General features: G+C 41.7%; 20 protein-coding genes. 9 read left to right on the plus strand and 11 right to left on the minus strand.

What is annotated here, in order from left to right; genetic code table 11:
* The first annotated feature begins 81 nt into the window (after nucleotides 1–81).
* Genes BLS28_RS20025 through BLS28_RS20035 form a run of 3 tightly spaced genes read left to right on the plus strand, consistent with a single transcriptional unit; the run spans nucleotide 82 to nucleotide 4,293 of the window.
* Nucleotides 82–1,944 (plus strand): S9 family peptidase, encoded by a 1,863-nt coding sequence (locus BLS28_RS20025; protein WP_167516317.1) that lies wholly within the window; start codon nucleotides 82–84, stop codon nucleotides 1,942–1,944.
* A 6-nt stretch (nucleotides 1,945–1,950) separates the two neighbouring features.
* Nucleotides 1,951–3,597: a sensor histidine kinase gene (locus BLS28_RS20030; RefSeq protein ID WP_091171688.1), complete on the plus strand. Its 1,647-nt coding sequence runs from the start codon at nucleotides 1,951–1,953 to the stop codon at nucleotides 3,595–3,597.
* Between the two features lie 3 nt (nucleotides 3,598–3,600).
* A complete protein-coding gene (locus BLS28_RS20035) occupies nucleotides 3,601–4,293 on the plus strand; it encodes a response regulator transcription factor (RefSeq protein ID WP_090530416.1) in 693 nt (230 codons plus the stop codon).
* Nucleotides 4,294–4,425: 132 nt separating this feature from the next.
* On the opposite strand, the gene BLS28_RS20040 is transcribed toward BLS28_RS20035, so the two are convergent.
* From BLS28_RS20040 to BLS28_RS20065, 6 genes are all read right to left on the minus strand, one after another.
* Complete coding sequence (locus BLS28_RS20040) at nucleotides 4,426–5,049, minus strand: class I SAM-dependent methyltransferase (RefSeq protein WP_091171690.1); 624 nt, start codon at nucleotides 5,047–5,049, stop codon at nucleotides 4,426–4,428.
* A gap of 3 nt (nucleotides 5,050–5,052) precedes the next feature.
* Nucleotides 5,053–5,943, minus strand: coding sequence for a UbiA prenyltransferase family protein (locus tag BLS28_RS20045; protein ID WP_256337491.1), 891 nt, complete (start codon nucleotides 5,941–5,943; stop codon nucleotides 5,053–5,055).
* A 33-nt stretch (nucleotides 5,944–5,976) separates the two neighbouring features.
* Complete coding sequence (locus BLS28_RS20050; protein ID WP_091171694.1) at nucleotides 5,977–7,269, minus strand: metallophosphoesterase; 1,293 nt, start codon at nucleotides 7,267–7,269, stop codon at nucleotides 5,977–5,979.
* Nucleotides 7,270–7,284: 15 nt separating this feature from the next.
* Complete coding sequence (locus BLS28_RS20055; RefSeq protein WP_091171696.1) at nucleotides 7,285–8,790, minus strand: sigma 54-interacting transcriptional regulator; 1,506 nt, start codon at nucleotides 8,788–8,790, stop codon at nucleotides 7,285–7,287.
* Between the two features lie 118 nt (nucleotides 8,791–8,908).
* A complete protein-coding gene (locus tag BLS28_RS20060; protein ID WP_090531322.1) occupies nucleotides 8,909–10,006 on the minus strand; it encodes a vWA domain-containing protein in 1,098 nt (365 codons plus the stop codon).
* A gap of 188 nt (nucleotides 10,007–10,194) precedes the next feature.
* Entirely contained in the window at nucleotides 10,195–11,073 is an 879-nt protein-coding gene (locus tag BLS28_RS20065) for a carbohydrate kinase family protein (RefSeq protein WP_091171699.1), read from the minus strand.
* 182 nt (nucleotides 11,074–11,255) lie between these two features.
* Between BLS28_RS20065 and BLS28_RS20070 the strand changes: the two genes are divergently transcribed.
* Both BLS28_RS20070 and BLS28_RS20075 read left to right on the plus strand, forming a co-directional pair.
* The gene (locus tag BLS28_RS20070) at nucleotides 11,256–11,675 is read left to right on the plus strand and encodes a YybH family protein (protein ID WP_091171701.1); all 420 of its coding nucleotides are present in this window, start codon (nucleotides 11,256–11,258) and stop codon (nucleotides 11,673–11,675) included.
* Nucleotides 11,676–11,800: 125 nt separating this feature from the next.
* A complete protein-coding gene (locus BLS28_RS20075) occupies nucleotides 11,801–12,283 on the plus strand; it encodes an adenylyltransferase/cytidyltransferase family protein (RefSeq protein ID WP_091171703.1) in 483 nt (160 codons plus the stop codon).
* A 39-nt stretch (nucleotides 12,284–12,322) separates the two neighbouring features.
* On the opposite strand, the gene BLS28_RS20080 is transcribed toward BLS28_RS20075, so the two are convergent.
* Nucleotides 12,323–13,174 (minus strand): helix-turn-helix domain-containing protein, encoded by an 852-nt coding sequence (locus BLS28_RS20080; protein ID WP_091171705.1) that lies wholly within the window; start codon nucleotides 13,172–13,174, stop codon nucleotides 12,323–12,325.
* A gap of 126 nt (nucleotides 13,175–13,300) precedes the next feature.
* On the opposite strand from BLS28_RS20080, the gene BLS28_RS20085 reads away from it, so the two are divergent.
* Complete coding sequence (locus BLS28_RS20085; RefSeq protein WP_091171707.1) at nucleotides 13,301–14,275, plus strand: phytanoyl-CoA dioxygenase family protein; 975 nt, start codon at nucleotides 13,301–13,303, stop codon at nucleotides 14,273–14,275.
* Between the two features lie 148 nt (nucleotides 14,276–14,423).
* Here BLS28_RS20085 and BLS28_RS20090 read toward each other — a convergent pair whose 3' ends face one another.
* The 4 genes from BLS28_RS20090 to hemW form a co-directional block, all read right to left on the minus strand.
* Nucleotides 14,424–15,305 carry a cupin-like domain-containing protein gene (locus BLS28_RS20090; RefSeq protein WP_090530386.1) on the minus strand — a complete coding sequence of 294 codons (882 nt, stop codon included), beginning with the start codon at nucleotides 15,303–15,305 and terminating at the stop codon, nucleotides 14,424–14,426.
* A 125-nt stretch (nucleotides 15,306–15,430) separates the two neighbouring features.
* Nucleotides 15,431–16,309: a cupin-like domain-containing protein gene (locus BLS28_RS20095; protein WP_091171709.1), complete on the minus strand. Its 879-nt coding sequence runs from the start codon at nucleotides 16,307–16,309 to the stop codon at nucleotides 15,431–15,433.
* 259 nt (nucleotides 16,310–16,568) lie between these two features.
* On the minus strand, nucleotides 16,569–17,114 hold the full coding sequence (locus tag BLS28_RS20100; protein ID WP_091171993.1) for a fasciclin domain-containing protein: 546 nt from the start codon (nucleotides 17,112–17,114) through the stop codon (nucleotides 16,569–16,571).
* A 100-nt stretch (nucleotides 17,115–17,214) separates the two neighbouring features.
* Nucleotides 17,215–18,336, minus strand: coding sequence for a radical SAM family heme chaperone HemW (hemW, locus tag BLS28_RS20105; protein WP_091171711.1), 1,122 nt, complete (start codon nucleotides 18,334–18,336; stop codon nucleotides 17,215–17,217).
* Between the two features lie 184 nt (nucleotides 18,337–18,520).
* Here hemW and BLS28_RS20110 point away from each other — a divergent pair, with 184 nt between their 5' ends.
* The 3 genes from BLS28_RS20110 (at nucleotide 18,521) to BLS28_RS20120 (ending at nucleotide 21,424) form a co-directional block, all read left to right on the plus strand.
* A complete protein-coding gene (locus BLS28_RS20110; protein WP_091171713.1) occupies nucleotides 18,521–19,885 on the plus strand; it encodes a site-specific integrase in 1,365 nt (454 codons plus the stop codon).
* A gap of 114 nt (nucleotides 19,886–19,999) precedes the next feature.
* Complete coding sequence (locus BLS28_RS20115) at nucleotides 20,000–20,950, plus strand: hypothetical protein (RefSeq protein ID WP_091171714.1); 951 nt, start codon at nucleotides 20,000–20,002, stop codon at nucleotides 20,948–20,950.
* A gap of 126 nt (nucleotides 20,951–21,076) precedes the next feature.
* Entirely contained in the window at nucleotides 21,077–21,424 is a 348-nt protein-coding gene (locus BLS28_RS20120) for a helix-turn-helix transcriptional regulator (RefSeq protein WP_143020826.1), read from the plus strand.
* Nucleotides 21,425–21,568 lie beyond the last annotated feature (144 nt).

Consider the following 21,568-nt stretch of genomic DNA (forward strand, 5'->3'; position numbering starts at 1 on the left):
GAACTTATTTATCTAATTTGAGTACGTGAATAAAATGGGGTATTTGTAGCTATGTTGAGCCGGGTCAGATTTTTTCTTATTGTGAGTTGCATTATCGTCTTCTTTTCCTGCAACAGGAGTAAAGTAAGGCAGATACCTATTATTGACTTTTTTAAAACACCCGAAAGGAGCTTTTACCGAATTTCGCCCGATGGTAAATATGTATCATACCTTAAGCCATTTAAAGATAAGCAAAACATATTTATACAGTCATTAGCCGATGGTAAGGAACGAATGGTTACTCAATTTGAGGACTATTCAATCAGAGGTGATTATTTTTGGACATACAATAACCAGCTTGTTTTTTCGCAGGATCTTATCGCTACCGATTCAGTTAAAATGTATGCTTTTGATGTGGCTACCAATAAAAGCCGGATTATATTATCATTCGGTAATGTGAGGATTGGCCTGGTTAACCGTAACCGGCAGCAGCCAGATATCATCACTATTAAGACCAATGAGCGAGATCCCGGCAATTTTGACGTTTATCGCCTTAATGTGAAAACCGGCGAAATGAAGACTTACCTGCTTAATCCGGGGAATATTACTGAATGGTTTGCAGATGCCGACGGCAGGATCAGGCTTGAAAGGGCATCAGACGGGGTTAACGAAACCATCTTATTCCGCCCCGATGAGGATAAGCCCTTTAAGCCTATAATCGAAAATAATTTTAAGAATGCAGTAAGACCTATAGCATTTACAGGTATAAAAAATTATTTCTATGCGCTATCAAACGTAAACCGCGATAAGATGGCCCTGGTTGAGATTAATGCGGAAGATGGTAAAGAAGAGCGGACAATTTTTAGCTGCAGCAAAGCGGATATCACCAGTTTCGAATATTCAAAAAATAAACACCGGATAGAGTTTACCGGCTGGGACGAATCAATGCCGCGTAAGCATTTTCTTGCACCTGATGTTGAGCAGATGTACCAAACCATTCAGCAACAGCTTAAGGGTAATGAGATCAGGGTGGTTGACCGCGACAGCTCTGAGAATAAATTTATCCTCAACACTTATACCGACCGTAATCCCGGTTCATACTATCTTTTTGAAAAAAACAGTGGTAAGTTAACCAAGCTAAGCGATATCAACTCAAGCCTTGTACCTGCCGAATTATGCGCCATGAAACCTATATCATACCATGCGCGCGATGGCTTGCTGATTAATGGTTATTTAACCTTACCAAGGGGCGATAAAAATGAAAACTACCCTGTAGTAGTTATGCCGCACGATGGTCCATGGGGGCGTGATACCTGGGGATATGATGACCAGGTGCAGTTTTTAGCCAATCGTGGGTATGCCGTGTTCCAGGTTAATTACCGCGGATCAACAGGCTATGGCAAGGCCTTCCGAAGTGCGGGATATAAACAGGTAGGCGGCAAAATTCAGGATGATATTACCGATGGGGTACACTGGCTTATTGATACTAAAGTTGCAAACCCTAAAAAGATTGCCATTTTTGGCGGGCGTTTTGGCGGTTTTTCAGCGCTTTATGGTGTGTCTTTTCATCCCGAGTTATATAGTTGTGCGGTGGTACAATACGGCCTCATTAACTTTTTTACCTATATCAAGGATGCGCCGCCGTTTGTTAAGCCTTATTTAAAAATGACTTACGAAATGGTTGGCAACCCCGAAACTGACGCAGATCAGTTGAGGGCTATATCGCCTGTTTTTCATACCGACAAAATTAAGGTACCTTTAATCATATTCCAGGGTGCCAAAGATCAGCGGGCTAATATCAGCGAGCTTAACCAGTTTGTACGCGAGCTGCGTAAACGTAACGTTGATGTGAAATATTTTTTAAAACCCAATGAACGTGCATATTTCAGGAGCGAACATAACCGTATGGAAATGTATGCCGAAATAGAGAAGTTTTTGGATAAGAATATGCGGGTTAAACCATAAGCCGACATGGCATTACAGAAAAACGCTTACCGGCAAAACTTTACGCTGATCACCATTTTCCTGGTGTTCATTTCCATAACTTTCGTGGTAGCCCTGTTTATATCTTATAACCTCACCGCAAAGTATGTTGAAAATGAGTTTTCCTCAAAAAAGGTTGAGGTACTGGAACAAACCATTAAACCGTATTATGAGTTTTTTCAGAATAAAATCCCTGAAATAACCTCCTATCAGGGTTTTCTTGATTCGGCATCGGCAGGTAAATATGCGGCCTCTGTTTTTCATGATTATAATTTTGTGCGCCGGGTTATCTTTTATGATGCCCTCATTGGCGGCAAAACTACGATGACCGTACGTAAAAATAATTTGAACATAGCTGCTAAGGCGGTTTATCAGTATTGGCACGTTAATGACAAGGTGTACGGGGCCGAGCAACGGAGAACAGTCAATGAAGATGATTTCAGAGAGATGGCTATTAAATTAAGTAATTATATTGCCTTTTCAGATACATCACGAGTATCAAGTCAGGATGAACTTTTTAAAGCATTTTGGGATGTGAAACCCGACAAGATCAGTTATACCAATGTTCTCAGGCGCGAGGATGTACGTATTTATCGTGACATGCAAATGCTCGGTAACAGCAAAGGGGCTTCATACAAGCAAAACATGATGACCTTTTACCTCGACCCGTATCTGATCAAGGTGAAAAATACGCATCCCGAGCTGTACGAAAATGTATCCATTCAACCCGTAGTATATGACCCTATTGACAGTGAGGGCGATAAACTGATAACCGAGGTGTCATTACCAGTGGCTTTTTCTGATTATAAGCTGTTCTTTAGTTCGGCACAGGGTTATTTAACAGCCGAAATTAACCGCCGCTTTATGCCTATCGGAGCTATTGTATTATTAATGACCCTGTTTTTAATGCTGATAGGCTGGCTTATATACCGTAATCTGAATGTGAACATGAAACTGTTCAAGCTTCAGTATGATTTTATCAACAACTTTACCCACGAGTTTAAAACACCGGTAAGCGTAATCAAAATAGCCGGTTCAAATTTGCGTGGCGATGGCGAACTTACCGAAAGGCAGCGCCGTCATTATGGCAAAATATTGGATGAGGAAGCTGATAAGCTCAACGAGCTCATGAACAAGCTGCTTTCCTTTACGCAGATTGAAAATAAATCCATTACTTTAAAAGAGGAAGAGATTGATATAGAGAATTTTATTAGCCGGTATATTGATACCTTTAAAATAAAGTACGCTGATTTTAATATTAAATTTAAAATCAACAGGGTTGAAACTTTTTATACTGATCCTGTATTATTAGGGAGTGTTTTTCAAAACCTTATCGAAAATGCATACAAGTATTCGCACCCTCAGCAAAAGGAGTTGTTCATCAATATTTCACAGGAAAAGCGCAATATTGTTTTTTCGTTTGCAGACAAGGGGATAGGGATACCAAAAAATGAACTGAATAACGTTTTTAAGAAGTTTTACAGAATAGAAAACCAATACAATCAAAACGGGAGCGTTGGCCTGGGTTTGGCATTTTGTAAAGAACTGGTTAATTTTATGAACGGCGAAATAACCGTTTACAGTAAGGTTAACGAAGGTTCGGAATTTATAGTTACGCTTCCATACGAAAATTAAGATATGAACAAAGAAATTAAAATTGCGCTGGTTGAAGATGACGAGAACCTGCGTTTCCTGGTTTCAGAGCGTTTGCAATCAGAGGGGTACAAGGTACTGGAAGCCGGTAATGGCAATGAAGCCGAAACCATGATATTGGCTGAGCAGCCTGATATTGTACTGTTAGACTGGATGCTGCCCGGCAAACCGGGCTCGGAGGTTTGCGGTAATATCCGCGAAAAAGGGTTCGATAAACTCATCATCATGATGACCGCTAAAGCCCAGGATGTTGACAAGATAGAAGCCTATAACTTTGGGGTATCTGACTATATCACCAAACCATATAACATGGACGTATTGGTGGCGCTGATTGAGAACAAAATCAAGTTTTCTCTTAACAGCGAAAAACCCGAATCGTACCGTTTTGCCAACATGGAACACCTGCCTAACACGCACCTCCTCATCCGCGATGGCCGTAAGATAGAGCTAACTATCCTCGAAAACAGGATCCTGCTTTATTTCCTCAAAAACAAAAACAAGGTTATCAACCGCGAAGAATTAATGATGGAAGTTTGGGGCTACAACGCCGATGTAAATACCCGCACCCTTGATATGCACATCGTTCGCCTGCGTAAAAAGATTGAAACCAATGCCGATTCGCCGCAATACTTACAAACTGTAAGGGGGATAGGGTATAAGTTTGTTTATAATCAGTAGTTTCAATTAAAATATGTCATTGCGAGCGAAGCGTGGCAATCTCGTAGCTATACAGGTCGAACATGCATTGGCCACGGGATTGCCGCGTCGCCCCCGGCACTTTAGCCCATGCCGCTCCTCGCAATGACATGTTTAAGATAATTTTCTATACACCCTCGCCACAATAAAATCTCCAAAAAAGGTTTTATTATCAATTACGCTATACCCGGCAGTGCTAAAACGCTTTTCAATAGCCGGGAGCTTGCTGGCTTCTATCCCGCAAAGCAACCTGAAAAAAATGAACATGCTTCTGAGCATTACATTCTGCCACCATTGGCCGGTTAGTTGAAAGTCGACGTTAAGCCACAATCCTTCTGGTTTGAGCAGGTTATGTAAATGGTTAAAAACGTTGTCTACCGTTTTATCCACAAAGTTATCGAACAGGAAGGGCGTGATAACCACATCAAAGCCGGCAGTAAGTTCAACGTTTTCAACAGCATCGTTAACAAAGGCAACTGTGTTTTGGCCGGTTTGCCTTTTTTGCGAGAGCTCAGTCATATTAGCCGAAATTTCCACATAGGTAATATCTAAACCCGAAGGATGTATTTTGGTGAGTTCTTCCAATATCCAGCCTGTTCCGCCACCTGCGATGAGGATTTTACTTTTTGGTGGAATAAAGCCTAATAAATAAACCTGCGCGTTTATCAAAGCTTTGCCGTAAACTATTCTTGAAAGCCGATCATAAAACCATGCCGAGTTGTTATAATTGGCCGCCATGCTTTAACGAAAAAAGTATTTGAGGGCGTTAAAGGCTACTACAATAACATACTGTAAAATCAGCACCCCATCCATATAAAAAAAGTAATAGTACTCGTTTTTTTCCCAGGCCGATCTGAAGATGAGCCATCCGGTGAGGAACATGGTAAGTGTGAGTGCAAAGAAATCAAGGCTAAAGCCATTTTGCCTGAACAGGAACATAAGTACAATGTAGCCAGTGAGCAATACCTGGCAAAACAGATAAGCACTTTTTTCACCCCAAACTACCGGGATGGTCTTAAGGCCCACTTTACGGTCGTCGAAAAGGTCCCTGATATCGAAAGGTATTGTAAGCGCACCTATAAATAAAAAGCGTTTGGCTATGAGTATAGTAGTATCGCGCATGCTGATATCGGTTAGGTGATTATGCATTGATTCCAATACCGGGAACAGTACACAGCTCATTGTCCATACTAGGGTTATTAAAAACGGTTTTAAACCGGGGATATTTCTTAAACCAAATTTATGATCGCCTACACTAAACAAGGGTAAACCGTAGCCAAATGATAAAACACTGAGAAATATGAGCAGGATCTTTGATTCGGTAGTGATGATAAAGAAAAGCGGGACCAACGATAGTAGCGACACGATGGTAAATGTTACCATAAGCCGATAATGTGCAAAAAACCAGCGTACCCTTTTATAAGGCGACCGTTGTGGTTTAGTTGGACGGGTGATGAGGATACAAAAATTGTAAATGCCCAGGGTTGATGTAAATAACAGGCCTAACACAGGGAATACAGGTTTTGATCCTATTAAATGAAATGTAAGTAAAGCCTGTGCTACAGCACAAAGCGACATGAAAATATTACTGAAGAGCAGAAAATCTAATACAGATTGTAGTAATTTCTTCATCGGTAAAAGGATAGCAGCTTCTGCCTGGATCTTTTAGGAAATTGGTAATGAGGGATCGCGGCCTGCTTTTAATGTAAATATCGTAATCTCCGGCAATATTCCAACCCTGCCGGTTAAACCAACAAAACCAAAACCTACATTTACATATAATTGTTGTTTGTTTTCCTGGTAATGACCAGCCCATTCATTATAAACATATTTTATAGGGCTATATTGAAAATGCGGGGTACGTACGCCAAATTGCATGCCATGGGTATGCCCGGCAAACATAGCATCAATTTGTGGGTATTTAGGTAATACCTCGGCCCGCCAATGCGATGGATCATGCGAGAGCAGGAGCTTTACCGGCAGGTCATCGGTGTTTTTTACGGCCAGGTCCATGCGCCCGTATTTGGGGAAGCGGCTGTATTCGCTCCAGTTTTCAATACCTAAGATCCCTATTTCTTCTCCGTTGATTTTTAGACGACGATTTTCGTTCCTGAGCAGGTTCCAGCCCATGTTTTTATGGGTGGTTATCAGGTCATCATGATTTTTCTTTTTATCTGCCGGGGAGTTCCAGTCGCCATAGTCACCATAATCATGGTTACCCAGGGTTGAAAAAACACCAAGGGGGGCTTTTACTTTAGTGAAAATGTCCTGGTAGCTGGTCATTTCCGATGCTTCATCGTTAACCAGATCGCCGGTAAAAAATATCAGGTCAGGTTTTTCTTTCAGAAGCATTTCAACACCCCCGCGCACCGCTTTTTTATTATAAAAGCTGCCTGAATGAATATCCGAGATCTGCCCGATCCTTAAGCCATCAAAGGCCTTTGGCAGATTAGGCAGATACATAGTTTGATACAGTACATGATAATCATATGAACCTTTGGGCATGGCCTTTTTTATAGCGGCCAGGGGAACGGTTGCGGCAAGCAAGCCTGCTTTTAAAAGAAACTCGGAACGGGGAATGGCATCATTAATATTAGTAGCAGCGGCAGGCGCAGTTGGGAGAGTAATTGAGGTATCAGTTTTTTTCCTTTTCAACGCAATTTTTCGCCTGATATCATCGGCAAAAATGAATGGTATAAAGGTAAATTTACAGATGAGCAGGATAAATGTTACCAGCAAACAGGCTGCGCGTACACCCGTACCTGCTATGGTAATATAACCGGCAGTTAAAAGCGCGGCCACACACAAGGCCGAAAAGCCCCAATAAAAAATGGCGAATGCTTTTGATTGAAGCAATCGCCATTTTTTGAACGCGCCACGGATGCCATATAAAACATACCGGTCGGCCAGCAGCTCAATTATGATCCAGAACAATATGCTTAGCGCTTTAAAAATCATATAGCGCCATATATTTTAGTATCGGTCGTCGTCAATATCAAGGTCATCGTCATCGGGCTGCAAGTTAAATAAACTGTTAAACATATCCGAAAACGCGAAGCCATTATCCAGGAAACCTTTGTTCAATTGTGAAAATTCCGACAGGCCGTGAAGTACAAATTCCATCAGCAGCAATTGCTGGCTCTCGCCCAAACGCGGGTGGATCTTTTTTACAAGGTCTTTCAATCCGGCAACCTCTTCCAATGCTTTTTTGTATTCCTGCATGGGCATATCATCAACCAAAGCTACATTGTTGCCATCGCCAAACCAGTTAATGATAGCTGCATATGGGTTAGGGGCTTTGGCTTTCTTAGCCTTTTCCGGGTCAGGGAAAAACGATAGCAGTAAGCTTCTGATGGCTTTGCCTATCAGGATATTGGCCACTTTGCCTGGTCCCTCCAGTTCACCCTCATAAACCAGCTCAATTTTACCGGTGATGGCAGGGATCACACCTAAAAAGTCGGTAATACGTACAAAGGTAGTTTTTTCGTGGTTGATGATCATCCGGCGTTCGGCATTACTGATCAGGTTTTCATAGGCCGAAATGGTTAAACGCGCCGATACACCCGATTTTTTGTCGATATACTCAGAGTTACGGGCTTCAAAAGCAATCTGTTCCACCAGGTTTTTAACCAAACCATCAGCCTCAATAGCGATACGCTGATCATCGGTGAGGGACGCTTCCTGTTGCGTGATCTTGCGTGAAATCTCAACCGAACGCGGGTAATGTGTTAAAATCTGGCTCTCAATGCGGTCTTTAAGCGGTGTTACTATCGAACCACGGTTGGTATAATCTTCAGGGTTGGCGGTAAACACAAACTGGATATCCAGTGGCAAGCGTAATTTAAAACCACGGATCTGGATATCTTTTTCCTGCAGTATGTTGAACAGCGATACCTGGATCCGGGCCTGCAGGTCGGGCAGCTCATTGATCACGAAAATGCCGCGGTGTGCACGTGGGATCAAGCCGAAGTGGATTACACGCTCGTCCGAATAGGTTAATTTTAAGGTGGCAGCTTTGATTGGATCAACATCACCAATTAAATCGGCTACGGTAACGTCAGGGGTGGCCAACTTTTCGGTATAACGCTCAGAGCGGTGGATCCAGCCGATGGGGGTATCATCTCCTTTTTCGGTTATGATGCTATGACCAAACCACGATATGGGGTTGTAAGGGTCATCAAATAATTCTGACCCTTCAATATATGGTATATACTCATCAAGCAGGTTAACCAACAACCGGGCAATACGGGTTTTTGCCTGGCCGCGTAAGCCTAACAGTAAAATATTGTGACGTGACAGGATAGCAGTTTGCAGATCGGGGATAACAGTATCTTCAAATCCGATGATGCCCTCAAAGCCGCCTTCGCGCTTTTTAAGCTGTTCAATAAGGTTAGCACGTAATTCGTCTTTAACCGAACGGCTTTTGTAGCCTGTTTGCTTTAACTGGCCGAGGGTTTTTATATCTAATAATTTACTCATTCGTTTGTTATGATTTCACCGATGAAGATTGATTTCACCGATTTTTTGTTTTGGGGATTCCACAGATTATTTGTGATTTCACCGATTTAACTAACCTCTAATCTCCAACCACTAATCTCTACCTAACAGTCCTTCTTCTGTTTCTGATATAATCCTCAAAAATGTACTCACCAAGACCGTTCAGGGAACTGTAAAAGGCTTTGCCTCCGTTTGTTTCTGTGAATTTACGAACAAACTGCTGCAAATAAGGGTCTTTAGCTATCATAAATGTGGTAATAGGTATTTTTAAGCGCTTACATTGGGCAGCCATGTTAAGGGTTTTGTTAACCACTTTCCTGTCCAAACCAATGCTGTTTTTATAATACCTGGTGCCTTCCTTTAAGCAGGTTGGCTTACCATCCGTAATCATGAAAATCTGCTTATTGTGCGTTTTACGGCGTCGGAGCAGATCGGTAGCCAGTTCTAAACCTGCATAGGTATTGGTATGATATGGGCCAACCTGCAAGTAAGGTAAATCCTGCAAGGTTATTGGCCATGCATCGTTCCCAAAAACAACAATATCCAACGTGTCCTTAGGATATTTGGTGCGGATCAGTTCGGCAAGGGCCATAGCTACTTTTTTGGCCGGAGTGATCCTGTCTTCGCCATAAAGGATCATGGAGTGCGAAATATCGATCATGAGCACAGTTGAAGTAAGGGTTTTGTAGTCCATTTCCTCTACTTCAAGATCGCGTTCGGTCATCATGAAATCGCCTATACCGTGATTAACCTGGGCGTTGTGGATAGACTGGGTCATGTCTATCTGATCAAGGCTGTCGCCAAACTCAAACTCGCGGCGTTCGGCATTTTTTTCATCGCCCTGGCCTGATTGCGGCGAGCGGTGGTTGCCTTTGCCTGATTTTTTTAGCTTGCCGAAGATCTCTTCCAGAGCAGATTGCCTGATGCTTTGCTCAGTTTTTGCCGTAATTCGGAACTCGCCATTCTCATTATTTTCGTCGAGATAACCCTTTTGCTTTAGTTCATCGATGAAATCGCCCATGCCATAATCATCGTTGGTAAGGTTATATTGTTTATCGAGTTCGTTAAGCCAGGCTAAAGCTTCGCCTGCATCGCCCGATGTATAGTTGAGCAACTCGAGGAATAATTTTAACAATTCGTCAAATCCGCCTTTAGGGATTTGGTTGGGCTTAAATTTGGAAAATCCAAAACCGCGCATATTTTGTCCTTTCTGTACATAAAGGAACGGAATATTTTTAGGAAAAGTTTCGCTGCGGAAGTGATAAAATAAATTGTTAGTTAAGTATGACAATTAGATTTTTGATTTCGGAATTGGGATTTCGGATTAAAAAGTCATTTTCTATCTCCAAAAATAAATCCAAAATCGAACATTCGAAATCCGAATTCCTAAATGTAAGCCAAACTATTCAGGAGCTCAGGCGGGTATACCGGGTTAGCGCCTCGCTGGCTGGCTACGTATGAGCCAACGGAGCACGCTTTATCTACCACCTGCTGCATGGGTTTTCCCGAAAGGAGGCCGGATACAAATGTTGCCAGGAAGGCATCGCCGGCGCCTACCGTGTCGGCAACTTTTACAGGGCAGCCGGGACTATCATAAAATTCATGGTCGTGCCATACCAGTGCACCATGCTCACCGCGGGTTACGCAAATGGTTTGGCTATGATATTTGGAACGGAACTCGCCAATTTGATCGTGCAGGGAAGCACTACTTCCACCGATGAGCAGGTTGGCTTCTTCCTCGTTCATTTTTACTACGTCGGCCCGGGCTACCAATGTTTCAATAGTTGACAGGGTGTAATGCGGCGGGCGAAGATTTACATCAAATATTTTTAGCGCCGGGGTTTCATCAAGCAGGTTTAATAAGGTTTCGCGGGTAGTAGCGGTACGGCAAGCCAAACTGCCAAACACAATGGCCCTGGCTGCCTGGGCTGCTTTAGTGAGTGCAGCCGATGGTTGTATGTTATCCCATGAAACGGGTTGGGGAATAATATAAGTAGCGGTGTTGGTTTCATCAAGCTGTACGGTAACTTCACAGGTTGGAAATTCATCGTCCTGCTGAATCAGGTCCGAATACAGGTCATTGCTTTTTAAAAAGCCTATCAGTGCATCGCCCGAGTTATCCATACCCACAGAGCTCGCAAACGCTGTTTTTACACCTTGCTGTACCAGATGCCGGGCTACGTTCATGGGTGCGCCACCAGCCTTTTTTCCGTCGCCAAAAGCATCCCATAAAACTTCGCCGAAGCTTAATACCTGATTTTCCATAGTTAATTTGTTTTTTTGCTGCCGATGAAAACCAAATATACTGTATTAAGTTGGATTTTATTTTTCGTTTGAACCATGATTTTAGTCATTTTTAGGATTAAAGGATTTACTTTGCCGATATAACAACAGGTAATCGATTAATCAGACAAATCGTGAATCAGAAAATTGTATACCTTTATTATATGAAAATAATATTGCTGGGTTTTGTGTTTATGCTTGCTGCCACATGCTGCTTTGCGCAGAACAGGCAAGCTATTTTGAAAGTAATGCACACACAGGAGGAGGCCTGGAACCGGGGCGATATTGAAGCGTTTATGCAAACTTACTGGAAATCAGACTCGTTGGTTTTTGTAGGAAAAACGGCACCCGCTTACGGCTGGCAAACAACACTTGATCATTACAAACAAACCTATCCCGATAAGGCTGCCATGGGGCAGCTTAGCTTTAAGATCATACAGCTAAAGGTATTGGATGCAACCAATGCTTTTGTTTTGGGAGGATGGAAACTAACCCGTGAAAAAGATACACCAGGCGGCTATTTTACGCTATGGTTTAGGAAAATTAAGGGTGAGTGGAAGATAGTTTGTGACCACACCTCGTAAAAGAGATCAGGGTTGGAGATAAAAGGTTAAGTGGATAAATACGGGGATTTGGAAGCGTGGGAATTAGCGATTCCTCTCTTAAGAGCGGAATTTATAAAGATACCGGATCGCAAAAATACTACTGCATGAAAAGAGGTTTAGTAATTGGGAAGTTTTTGCCGCTCCATATTGGGCATATGGCTTTGATTGGTTACGCGCTTCACCATTGTGATGAGCTTGTAGTGGTTATTGGTGCCAGCGATGATGAGCCCATTGATGGAAATATCAGGCTTGACTGGCTCGAAAAAACTTACGCAGGTAATGACAAGGTTAAGCCTGTATTATTAAGCTACGATGAAGCTATGCTGCCGGGTGCGGGCGACTCGATAGAAAATATGTCGAGACTTTGGGCCAGCTATCTTAAAAAGAAGCTGCCGCCTATTAATGTGATATTTGCTTCCGAGGCCTATGGCGCTTATATGGGGCGGTTCCTGGATTGTGAAAGCGTTATTTATGAAGAACCCTGTAAAATTGTACCGGTACCAGCGGCAAACATCAGGGAAGAGCCTGACTTATACCTGCATCTTTTGCCTGATGCGGTTAAGGATTACTATAAAAAATCAGGCTGAATAATTCTGGTGGCAATATTTTACAGGCGTTATTCCCGATCAATCCTTAGCAAACCAGTTCCGCTTAAAATCGGAGGGATTCTTTCCAACTATCTTATTAAAGAGTTTATTAAAATATGATAAGCTTTCAAATCCCACAGCGTAACAGGTTTCAGTAACGTTTTTATCCTGCATGAGCAGGTTTTTGGCTACATCAACACGGTATTGGTTCACGAAATCGGTGAAAGTCATTTTAGTTTGTTTTTTAAAATAGCGGCAAAAAGCCGCTGTAGTAAAGTTCACTTTAGCCGCCACTACATTTACATCGGGTTTAAGATTGTAATTACTGCCGATATATTCATAAATAGCCCCCATCCTGATCTTATCTTTTAAAAAAAACTGCAGGTTCGGCTCGTCGTTGTTTAAAATCGTAAATTCTTTTGAACTAGCCAGTATGTTAAAGATCTCCATTAATCCCATTAATTGCTGAAAAGAATCCATCCCCGGTAAAAGTTTCAGTTTTCGCACTACCGTAGTCCTGGTATCTCCATAAAAAGCAATACCGTTGGCGGCCTTTTTAAAAAGCTGCCCGATGGTCGAAAATTCGGGAGCGGTGCCTATTGCCGTTCCCATGAAATCTTCTTTTAGCTGCACCACTATCTGATGGTATTCGCTCCGCAGCCGGTAATCAAAGTTAAGGTGGGGAAGGTTACTGCCAATAAGCACCAGGTCATGCTGGGTGTAACCGGAAATATGTGAACCGACGTGCCTGATCCCAGCATCGGCCTCAACATAAACCAATTCGTATTCGGGGTGATAATGCCACAGAAAAGTGTTGCGAAGCCGGGGCGAAAAGAGTTTGAACGATTTGCCAGGTTCAAAATTAATCTTCTCTAACTGTATCTTATCCATGCTATATTGAGCATAAGGTTTTAGTAAAGATAAATAAAATGATCAATGTAGAGCAAATTTTGGTCATTGTACAGGATAATCCATCTGTCATGCCAACCTAAATTTGAGTTATAAATCAAAAAGAAAATGAAGACCGAAAACGCAGCCATGACCGTGGCAACCACGCCGGCTAATGCACATAAAGAGATCCCCGGTAATCCGTCAACCGCTAAATCAAGCCAGATCCGCCTGAATGAACGTAAAAACAATGAACCGCTGAAAGTGCTTAGCGAGGCCGATTGGCAATTTTGGATAGAGAACGGTTACGTGATCATCAAAAATGCAGTGCCTAAAGTGCAAGTTGAAAAATTAGCTAATTATCTGTGGCAATATGAAGATAAGGATGCTAATGATATCAGCACCTGGTATAAAAAGCCCAACGCGCAAATGCAAATGAGCGAGCTGAATAATACGGGTATGGTTGAAATTTATAATCAGCAGTTTATGTGGGATAACCGGCAACATCCTAAAGTACATGCCGCTTTTTCAGATATCTGGGGCACCGAAAAGCTATGGGTAACTATTGACCGGGCCAATCTGAATTTTCCGCTAAGGCCGGGCTTTGAATATAAAGGTTTTATTCACTGGGATTATGACCCGGAAACCAAACCTCAAAATGTGCAGGGCGTACTGGCCCTTGCCGATCAGACTGATGAAAACATGGGTGGTTTTCAATGTATCCCGGAACTATACCGTACATACGATACCTGGAAATTAACCCAACCCGAAGATAGGGATCATTATAAACCTGATACCACCGGTTTTGAGACTGTGAAAGTGAAACTGGAAGCAGGTGATCTGCTGATATTTAACAGTTTGCAGCCGCATGGCATAAGACCTAATACCAGTGCAGATAAAGTGCGTATAGCGCAGTATATATCCATGATGCCCGCCCAGGAAGACAATGAAGAGCTAAGACAATGGCGCATTAACAGTTGGCAAAGCCGCGAAGCCATGCAGGGCTACGCTTTTCCGGGCGATCCGCTGGAACGGGAAAAGCAAAATCCGGTAGCTGAGCTTAGCGATCTGGGTAAAAAACTTTTGGGCTTGGAGCGTTGGTAGATTGTATCTCATATACACGTTTTCGGGAGCATTTGATAAACAAGCTGGTTGTGAAGACACGGTCGTGGGTATAAAACAAAATAGCGATGGACAAATCCATCGCTACTCAATATCATGCCTTAAGACTAAAAACGTAAGACTTTCGACTTTAAAAAGGTTTCCCTGCGGCAAGCTCTCTATTAGCCCATTTAACGGCCAGTCCTTCGCGGTATTTAGCATATTTGCCTTTGAACATCATTTTTAGAGCGCTATCAACACCACCTTTAACGGCCAGGTTGTATAGGCTTGCCGCTTTACGGCTTATGCTGGCATCCCATGCGCGAAGGCTGAGTGAGTATGAACCATCCACATATTTCATCCAGTGCCAGTAGCCGGTTGGCATAAACAGGGTATCGCCATGTTCAAGGAAAACTTCAATACCTTCTACACCGTCAAGCGCCGGGAATTTTTTGACATCAGGATTTAGTACATCATAATCCTCCAGTGCATACGTGGCATTGGGGATACAGTACAGGCGGCGCTTCCACTTGTTTTCAAATAGGATCACATGCTTACGCCCTCCAAAATGGGTATGGAAAATATGCGGAAGGTCAATATCGTAATGTAAAAAAGTAACCGAGTTTGAACCGCCGAAAAACATGGCGGGCATGCTTTCCAAAAAGCCCCCCATCAGGTCCTTAGGTAATATGATATCATCCAAAAGTTGTGGCGCTTGCTTAAATATGTTAAAGAAAAAAATCCTTAACTCGGTTGGTTTACTGCGGATAAGGTCGATATATTCATCAAAGGGCATTTCAGTTGCCGACGAATTGATGGGTTTTGAAGGATCGGCCTTTGAATTATCGTACAATGGCACTACTTTATTGCCAACAACCTGCTTTAAATATTCGGGTGTCCATTTTTCGCGGGCAGGCCAGCTTTTGGTAAGCCCTTTGATAACCAGCGGGCGACGAGGGTCTAAATAATTCTTCTTGAAGTCTTCGGGAGAAATATTTTCAACCGTATCGATCGGGTTAAGAATGAAGCACATAATAGTTTATTACTTTAGGGGGATTACGCTTATTTTAAAATAAAGTTACAATATTGTTTCTTACTCGTTTAAAAGCATTCAAAATAACGAAATAAACCCCAAAGTAGTATAAATATATCTTAATATTATGGCCTGCCTGATACAAGGGCATTGTTAGCGCGTTTGATAGCCAGGCTCTCCTTCCAGTCCATATAATCCTTTTTAAAGCGAGCTTTCATCAGGTTGTCAAACTTGCGCTGCACTGTTAAGTTATACAAGCTTTTGGCTTTAATGGCCCATGATTTATCCCAGGCGCGTAACGATATCGAAAATGAACCGGTGAGGTATTTCATCCAGTGCCAGTACCCGGTTGGCATAAACAGGGTATCGCCGTGCTCTAAAATGGCCTCTTGTCCTTCAATGCCGTCAAGTGCCGGAAATTTGGTGAAATCGGGGTTTTCAATATCATAATCTTCCAAAGCATAGGTAGCAAAGGGGATGCAGTACAGACGGTCGGTCCATTTCTGATCAAACAGCATTACATGTTTGCGGCCATTAAAATGTGTATGGAAAATGTGCGCAAGATCGATGTCGTAATGTAAAAATGTTACAGAACCGGCGCCGCCGAAAAACATATTGGGGTATTTATCCAGGAAACCACCCATTAAATCAGATGGCGAACGATAATCTTCCAGCAGTTTTGGGGCATGTTTAATTGGGTCGAAGAGGAAAATTCTTAAATCAGTGGGTTGTTTTTGAATGAGATCGATATAATCGCCAAACTTCATTTCAGTTGCAGATGCATTGATAGCTTTGGAAGGATCGGCCTTTGAGCTGTTATAAAGCGGAACGGTTTTATCTCCAACTACCTCTTTCAAGTATTCAAAAGTCCATTTTTGCAGTGCGGGCCAGCTTTCAGTGGCTTTGCGGATAATAAGCGGTTTACGCGGATTTAAGTAATTGTTAACAAAATCCTCCTTGCTTATATTGTCTACACTATCAATAGGTGTAAGCGTTATACTCATTTTCACAAATTAATTAACGAGCAAAATTAATTCTTTGTAAATAATATGTAAACGATTTGTGCCGATTTTGAAATTGTGTTGACAGTTGCAGTATAAAGTTGCAGTGGCAATACGTAACTGCAGTGGCAGTAGGAAGTTGCCGGTGCAGTTTCATGGAGTGTAATAAAAAGAGTATATTTTGCCTATCTTTCTCTAATCAGTGTACCGCTTGTACAACTGCCGCTGCCAACTGCTTCTGCCATTACAAACTGCAACTAACTTAATTAGGTTTCAAAACTGAATTAACTACCTGGATAACGCCGTTGCTTTGTGCAACATCGGCTATGGTGATGAATGATTTGCCCCCTTTTTCGTCAACAAGGTAAAGTTTTGCACCCTGCGACATCACAGTAAGCGTGCCGCCGCTCAGTGTGTTAAGCTCCAGTTTACCTTTGCCCTCTTTTACTTTGGTTAACAGCTCGGCCGAGGTTAATTTGCCGGGCACCACATGATAAGTAAGCAGTTTAATAAGATTGGCCTTGCTTGCGGGTTTCATCAGGTTGTCAACCGTGCCTGCAGGAAGCTGGGCAAAAGCTTCATTAGTAGGTGCAAAAACAGTATACGGCCCGGCCGCTGATAGGGTAGGCGCCAAACCAGCAGATTTAATGGCGTTTACCAGCGTGGTATGGTCTTTTGAGCCGGATGCGTTTTGTACGATATTTTTAGCGGGCGACATGACGGTACCGCCTACAGTTTTTTGGGCGAAAGCTTTTGGGGCTATGGTAATAGCTATAAACGATAGGGCGATAATGAGTACTTTTTTCATAATTGCAGGCATATAAAACATTGCGATTTGATAAATATAAACAGTTTTTAAAACCATTTTGCTTTGTAACAAAGTACTGACTGTAAAAAACCTCAAAGGTTTAGAAAAATAATCCGACTGCAATATGATCGGCATACAGTTTACCTGTTGCGCTAAGATAAATAACATTATCTTTTTGTATGATCCATTCCCTATCGAAATATTCGGCGGCAGCTTTGAGTAATTCGGCTGATGCGCCTTTGGCTATCTGGTTGAGCTTAACCAGTTCAAGGCCCCAGATTGTGCGTAATGAGGTCATGATATATTCGTTCAGGCGGTTCTCTTCGGTTAGCTCCTCGGTTTCGGCCTGTAGTTTTCCGGTTTCAAGCGCCTGCATATATTTCGCGTTGTTAGCGATGTTCCACTGCCGTGTATCGCCGTTATAAGAATGCGCCGAGGGGCCAATTCCTAAATATTTTACCCCTTTCCAGTAATTTGAATTATGACGGGAGTATTGACCGGGCTTGCAAAAGTTGGAGATTTCGTAATGTTCAAACCCATGTGCCTGCATGGCATCCATCAGCACTATAAATTGCTCTGCGCTTTGTTGCTCATTCATGGGGGGCTGTTTTTTTTTGCTGATAAAGGCTGCAAGTGCAGTTTGAGGTTCAACCGTCATCGAATAAGTAGACACATGCGGAACATTAAGCTCAAATACCTTATCAAGGTTTTGCTTCCATTTGGTATCGCTAAGCATAGGATAACCGTAAATGAGGTCGACCGTAATATTTTCAAATCCGGCGTCCTGGGCGCGTTTTACTGATGATTCTGCTTCCTGGCCGCGGTGTACACGGTTCATCCAAACCAGGTCCTCGTCAAAAAACGACTGGATCCCTATGCTGAAGCGGTTAACCGGTGTTTGTTTAAGGGCTTTGAGTTTGTCGGGTTTCAGATCATCGGGGTTGGCCTCCAGGGTTATTTCGGCCACGGAAGATACGGTGTGGAGTTCGGTTAGCGTGTTAATGATCCTGCTGATTTCGTCGCCATCCAAAACAGAAGGGGTGCCGCCACCGAAATAAATAGTTTCGATGGTTTCACCGTTGAGGTAACCTTTTTGCAGCTTGATCTCACTGATCAAAGCATGCAGCATTTCATCTTTGTACTTTAACGATGTGCTAAAATGGAAATCGCAATAATGGCAAGCCTGCTTGCAAAAAGGGATATGTATGTAAATGCCTGCCATGCTTTTAAGGGTAAATAATCGAGAGTAAAGTAAAATAAGATAAAGTAGTTATATAGTTCATTTTCAATATTTTATATTAATTTATTCTCTTTTACTTTTTTGCAATTGATCTTATTTTATGTTATTTTTGTTACTGAGATGTTACTTTTCGGCTATTGTGAGTAACAAAAGTAACAAATAAATTATGGTAACGGTCAGATATAAAAAGTTAAGCAGCGGCAAATTTAGTGCTTATCTCGATATTTATTCAAATACCGTAGAGGGCAAAGGTAAGCGCAATTATGAGTTCCTTAAGATTTATGTCGGTAAGGACTATTCTGTTCCGGGCACCCGGATCACTGAGTCAGACAAAGATAATCTTAAGATCATAAATGCACTTCGCAATAAAAGAGAGAACGAATTGAATTTTTCAGACCACGGTTATAAGCAGCCTGTCAAAGTAAATTATAACCTGTTAGACTACTTTGATCAATGTTTGGCCAAGAAATTTAATTATAAATTGGAGTGCCTTATTATTCACCTTAAGAGGTATTTCCCCAAAAGAGAGGTTTTAGTTCAGGACGTAGATGAAGATTTGTTAGACAACTTTCAAAGTTACCTGCTTAACCAGGTCAGTAGAAATACCACTAATGCGTATTTATCCGTTTTTCGGCAACATTTTAATAAGCTGGTAGTTAAAGGCGTGATTACAGCCTCGCCGTTCAGTACATTTAAGATCATTGAAGAAGGCGACACCGAACGCACTACCTTGACCATCGAAGAGGTCAGGACTTTAGCCAATTTTATTCCGAAAAGGGGAAATAGCCAAATTCGGCAGGCGTTTTTATTTTCATGCTTCACCGGTCTACGGTTTTCAGACGTAAAAAAATTAGTTTATAGTGAAATTGAAAATGACCAGATCACTTTCCGGCCAGCTAAAACCACAAAAAAAATTGTTATGGTGCCACTTACCGAGGATGCCAAGTCAATCTTAGAAAATCTCTCAAAGCACCCGATAAATAAAAAAGTTTTCTGGGATTTGCCATCAAGCCAGGTAGTTAATGTCTACCTAAAGTTTTGGGCACTCGAAGCGGGGCTAAAGAAAAATCTGCACTTCCACGCTGCACGACATACATTCGCCACCATCGGACTAACGTTCGGCATGGACATCTACACAGTCAAAGAAATACTTGGACACAGCAAAATTGAAATGACACAGATTTATGCCAAAATAGTCGATCAGAAGAAAAAGTTTGAAATGTTAAAATTTCCACCCCTCATACAAACAGATAATATTATAAACTATATTCTGTCAATAGGTTACCAAAAAAAACAACATCCCAATTTTCCCGATTCTTTTAAATTTGTAAAGTCAATTTCTGATGTATTAATAGCTGTAGTTGAGCTGTTCAATGATGGGAGTTTGCAGTTAATTGGACTGCCTATTGATGTTGAAGATAATGAAGTAACATACTGGAATGAAAGTAAGTCCGTTTTTGATACTGATGTAATTAACCCAACTTTGGATGAATTTAAGATCATAGAAAATACGTTTACTAAAAACAGATAATTCAAATTTGCTTAGTTAGATTTCCGGCTTTAAAAACCGAGATGATAAACGTTTATGCTAAAGTTTTTGATCAAAATAAATAAGTAGAAATGTCAAAGTTTCCGAGTTTGTCAGATGAAAAGGATATTCATTGAAATTATAACTGTCATTATATTTTGCATATTTTACAGTTTATTGCCAACGTTTCGCACGACAATAATAATCTGTAGTATTTTACTTGCGCTATGGATTGTGCCTGTACAATTGATTTTATCTGTTAGTTACAGAAATTGGCTCGATGAACTGGGTGACCGTTATGGAGGTCTTAGTTTTGAAGATAGGCTGGCGCAAATAAGAAATAGCTTTAAAGGCTTGACCGAGGCTGAATGCCAAAAGCTGCGATGGTTCTATATACAGGCCCTGGTGTTTCACTATATTCTATTAGTAGTATATTCTTTATCAATAATAGTCTGTATCTCTTATTTACTGTACTATGGAAATAATAAATCCAGTCCAATAATGGTTACGGAATCAGTTTTAGCAGCGCTGGTTGTTGCCATAGGAGGATATTTTTTCGGGAGTAATATGTTTTCTTTGAAACGAAAAAAGGTACGTGACGAGATTTATTTTCTTCTGATCAGCAAAGACTGGAAAAGGAAATTAAAAATGCCAGATCAATCCGAATTTACGAGTTCATTTGATGAAATTAATGGTATTTCTTTTTACAGTTTCTGGCTACAGGGTAGGACTTTAGAAGAAAGGAAGGAAGCCTTTAATCAGTTCCTGATCAGCCTGAACCTAGGCAGTAAAAATGGTGAACTTTTCCAATTTGATAGCGGAAAAGTTAAGATCGTTTCAGCAGTATATGCCAATGCGGCTAATAAGTCCATCGCAGGTTTTCTTCGGTTCTGTATTGAAGAACACAAGGTGCTTTCCTCAAATATTTTGCATCATAAAAATCGTGAACTTCTACGTGATATTTTTATACTTAATCCCGAAAATGATTTAGTGTTTCTGGAAGGTCAGCGCTATATTACCACCTCGGCAGAATACACAGATGTGTATAAACAAGCGCTCAAAAATTAGGTTAAAATACGAACCTTGATAATACTTAAAGACTTAATATAAATACGGTCATTCGATACCGATCAACCGTTCGTATAGGTTTATTTTATGCTATTTATTTGCTTCCGAAATCAATACGGAATGCAAATGAACATAAATGAAAACACCCGTGTAATAGATCTGAAGGTTTCCGATCTCATTACCATTCTAAAAGAGTCCACTCCAATTCCTGCCGCACCGGTACAGACGTCCGAGGATGACGACGAAATTGGTGGCTACGAAGTGGCAGAAAAAACTACCGGATACGCCCGGCAAACTATCTACCAACTAAAGTCGAAAGGCAAAATTCCCTATATCGCCATGCCCTCTGGCGGTGTCCGTTTTTCCAGAAAGGAAATTCTCAAGTGGCTGATGTCCCATAAAAAACTAACCTATGAGGAAATAACTGCAAAGGCGGATGATTTTGTGTTTAAACGGAGGGCGCGACGTAAATGACAGGTGCTCCATTAGTCGACCATCTCCCGTGCGAATTGCGTCCGGTCCGAATGGCGGCAGTAACCGGCCCGGTCTCCGACACAGGTTCGCTCGCGGTGCACCCGTCGTATTGCCGATGAAAAAAAGCTAATCAACAAATTTTTG

Source organism: Mucilaginibacter gossypii, from assembly GCF_900100945.1.
GTDB lineage: Bacteria > Bacteroidota > Bacteroidia > Sphingobacteriales > Sphingobacteriaceae > Mucilaginibacter > Mucilaginibacter gossypii.

Excerpts from the sequence above, each read along its gene's own strand:
- BLS28_RS20030 (WP_091171688.1), top strand. The coding sequence starts at position 1,951 with ATGGCATTACAGAAAAACGCTTACCGGCAAAACTTTACGCTGATCACC.
- BLS28_RS20035 (WP_090530416.1), top strand. The coding sequence starts at position 3,601 with ATGAACAAAGAAATTAAAATTGCGCTGGTTGAAGATGACGAGAACCTG.
- BLS28_RS20040 (WP_091171690.1), bottom strand. The coding sequence starts at position 5,049 with ATGGCGGCCAATTATAACAACTCGGCATGGTTTTATGATCGGCTTTCA.
- BLS28_RS20045 (WP_256337491.1), bottom strand. The coding sequence starts at position 5,943 with ATGAAGAAATTACTACAATCTGTATTAGATTTTCTGCTCTTCAGTAAT.
- BLS28_RS20050 (WP_091171694.1), bottom strand. The coding sequence starts at position 7,269 with ATGATTTTTAAAGCGCTAAGCATATTGTTCTGGATCATAATTGAGCTG.
- BLS28_RS20055 (WP_091171696.1), bottom strand. The coding sequence starts at position 8,790 with ATGAGTAAATTATTAGATATAAAAACCCTCGGCCAGTTAAAGCAAACA.
- BLS28_RS20060 (WP_090531322.1), bottom strand. The coding sequence starts at position 10,006 with ATGCGCGGTTTTGGATTTTCCAAATTTAAGCCCAACCAAATCCCTAAA.
- BLS28_RS20065 (WP_091171699.1), bottom strand. The coding sequence starts at position 11,073 with ATGGAAAATCAGGTATTAAGCTTCGGCGAAGTTTTATGGGATGCTTTT.
- BLS28_RS20070 (WP_091171701.1), top strand. The coding sequence starts at position 11,256 with ATGAAAATAATATTGCTGGGTTTTGTGTTTATGCTTGCTGCCACATGC.
- BLS28_RS20075 (WP_091171703.1), top strand. The coding sequence starts at position 11,801 with ATGAAAAGAGGTTTAGTAATTGGGAAGTTTTTGCCGCTCCATATTGGG.
- BLS28_RS20080 (WP_091171705.1), bottom strand. The coding sequence starts at position 13,174 with ATGGATAAGATACAGTTAGAGAAGATTAATTTTGAACCTGGCAAATCG.
- BLS28_RS20085 (WP_091171707.1), top strand. The coding sequence starts at position 13,301 with ATGAAGACCGAAAACGCAGCCATGACCGTGGCAACCACGCCGGCTAAT.
- BLS28_RS20090 (WP_090530386.1), bottom strand. The coding sequence starts at position 15,305 with ATGTGCTTCATTCTTAACCCGATCGATACGGTTGAAAATATTTCTCCC.
- BLS28_RS20095 (WP_091171709.1), bottom strand. The coding sequence starts at position 16,309 with ATGAGTATAACGCTTACACCTATTGATAGTGTAGACAATATAAGCAAG.
- BLS28_RS20100 (WP_091171993.1), bottom strand. The coding sequence starts at position 17,114 with ATGAAAAAAGTACTCATTATCGCCCTATCGTTTATAGCTATTACCATA.
- hemW (WP_091171711.1), bottom strand. The coding sequence starts at position 18,336 with ATGGCAGGCATTTACATACATATCCCTTTTTGCAAGCAGGCTTGCCAT.
- BLS28_RS20110 (WP_091171713.1), top strand. The coding sequence starts at position 18,521 with ATGGTAACGGTCAGATATAAAAAGTTAAGCAGCGGCAAATTTAGTGCT.
- BLS28_RS20115 (WP_091171714.1), top strand. The coding sequence starts at position 20,000 with ATGAAAAGGATATTCATTGAAATTATAACTGTCATTATATTTTGCATA.
- BLS28_RS20120 (WP_143020826.1), top strand. The coding sequence starts at position 21,077 with ATGAACATAAATGAAAACACCCGTGTAATAGATCTGAAGGTTTCCGAT.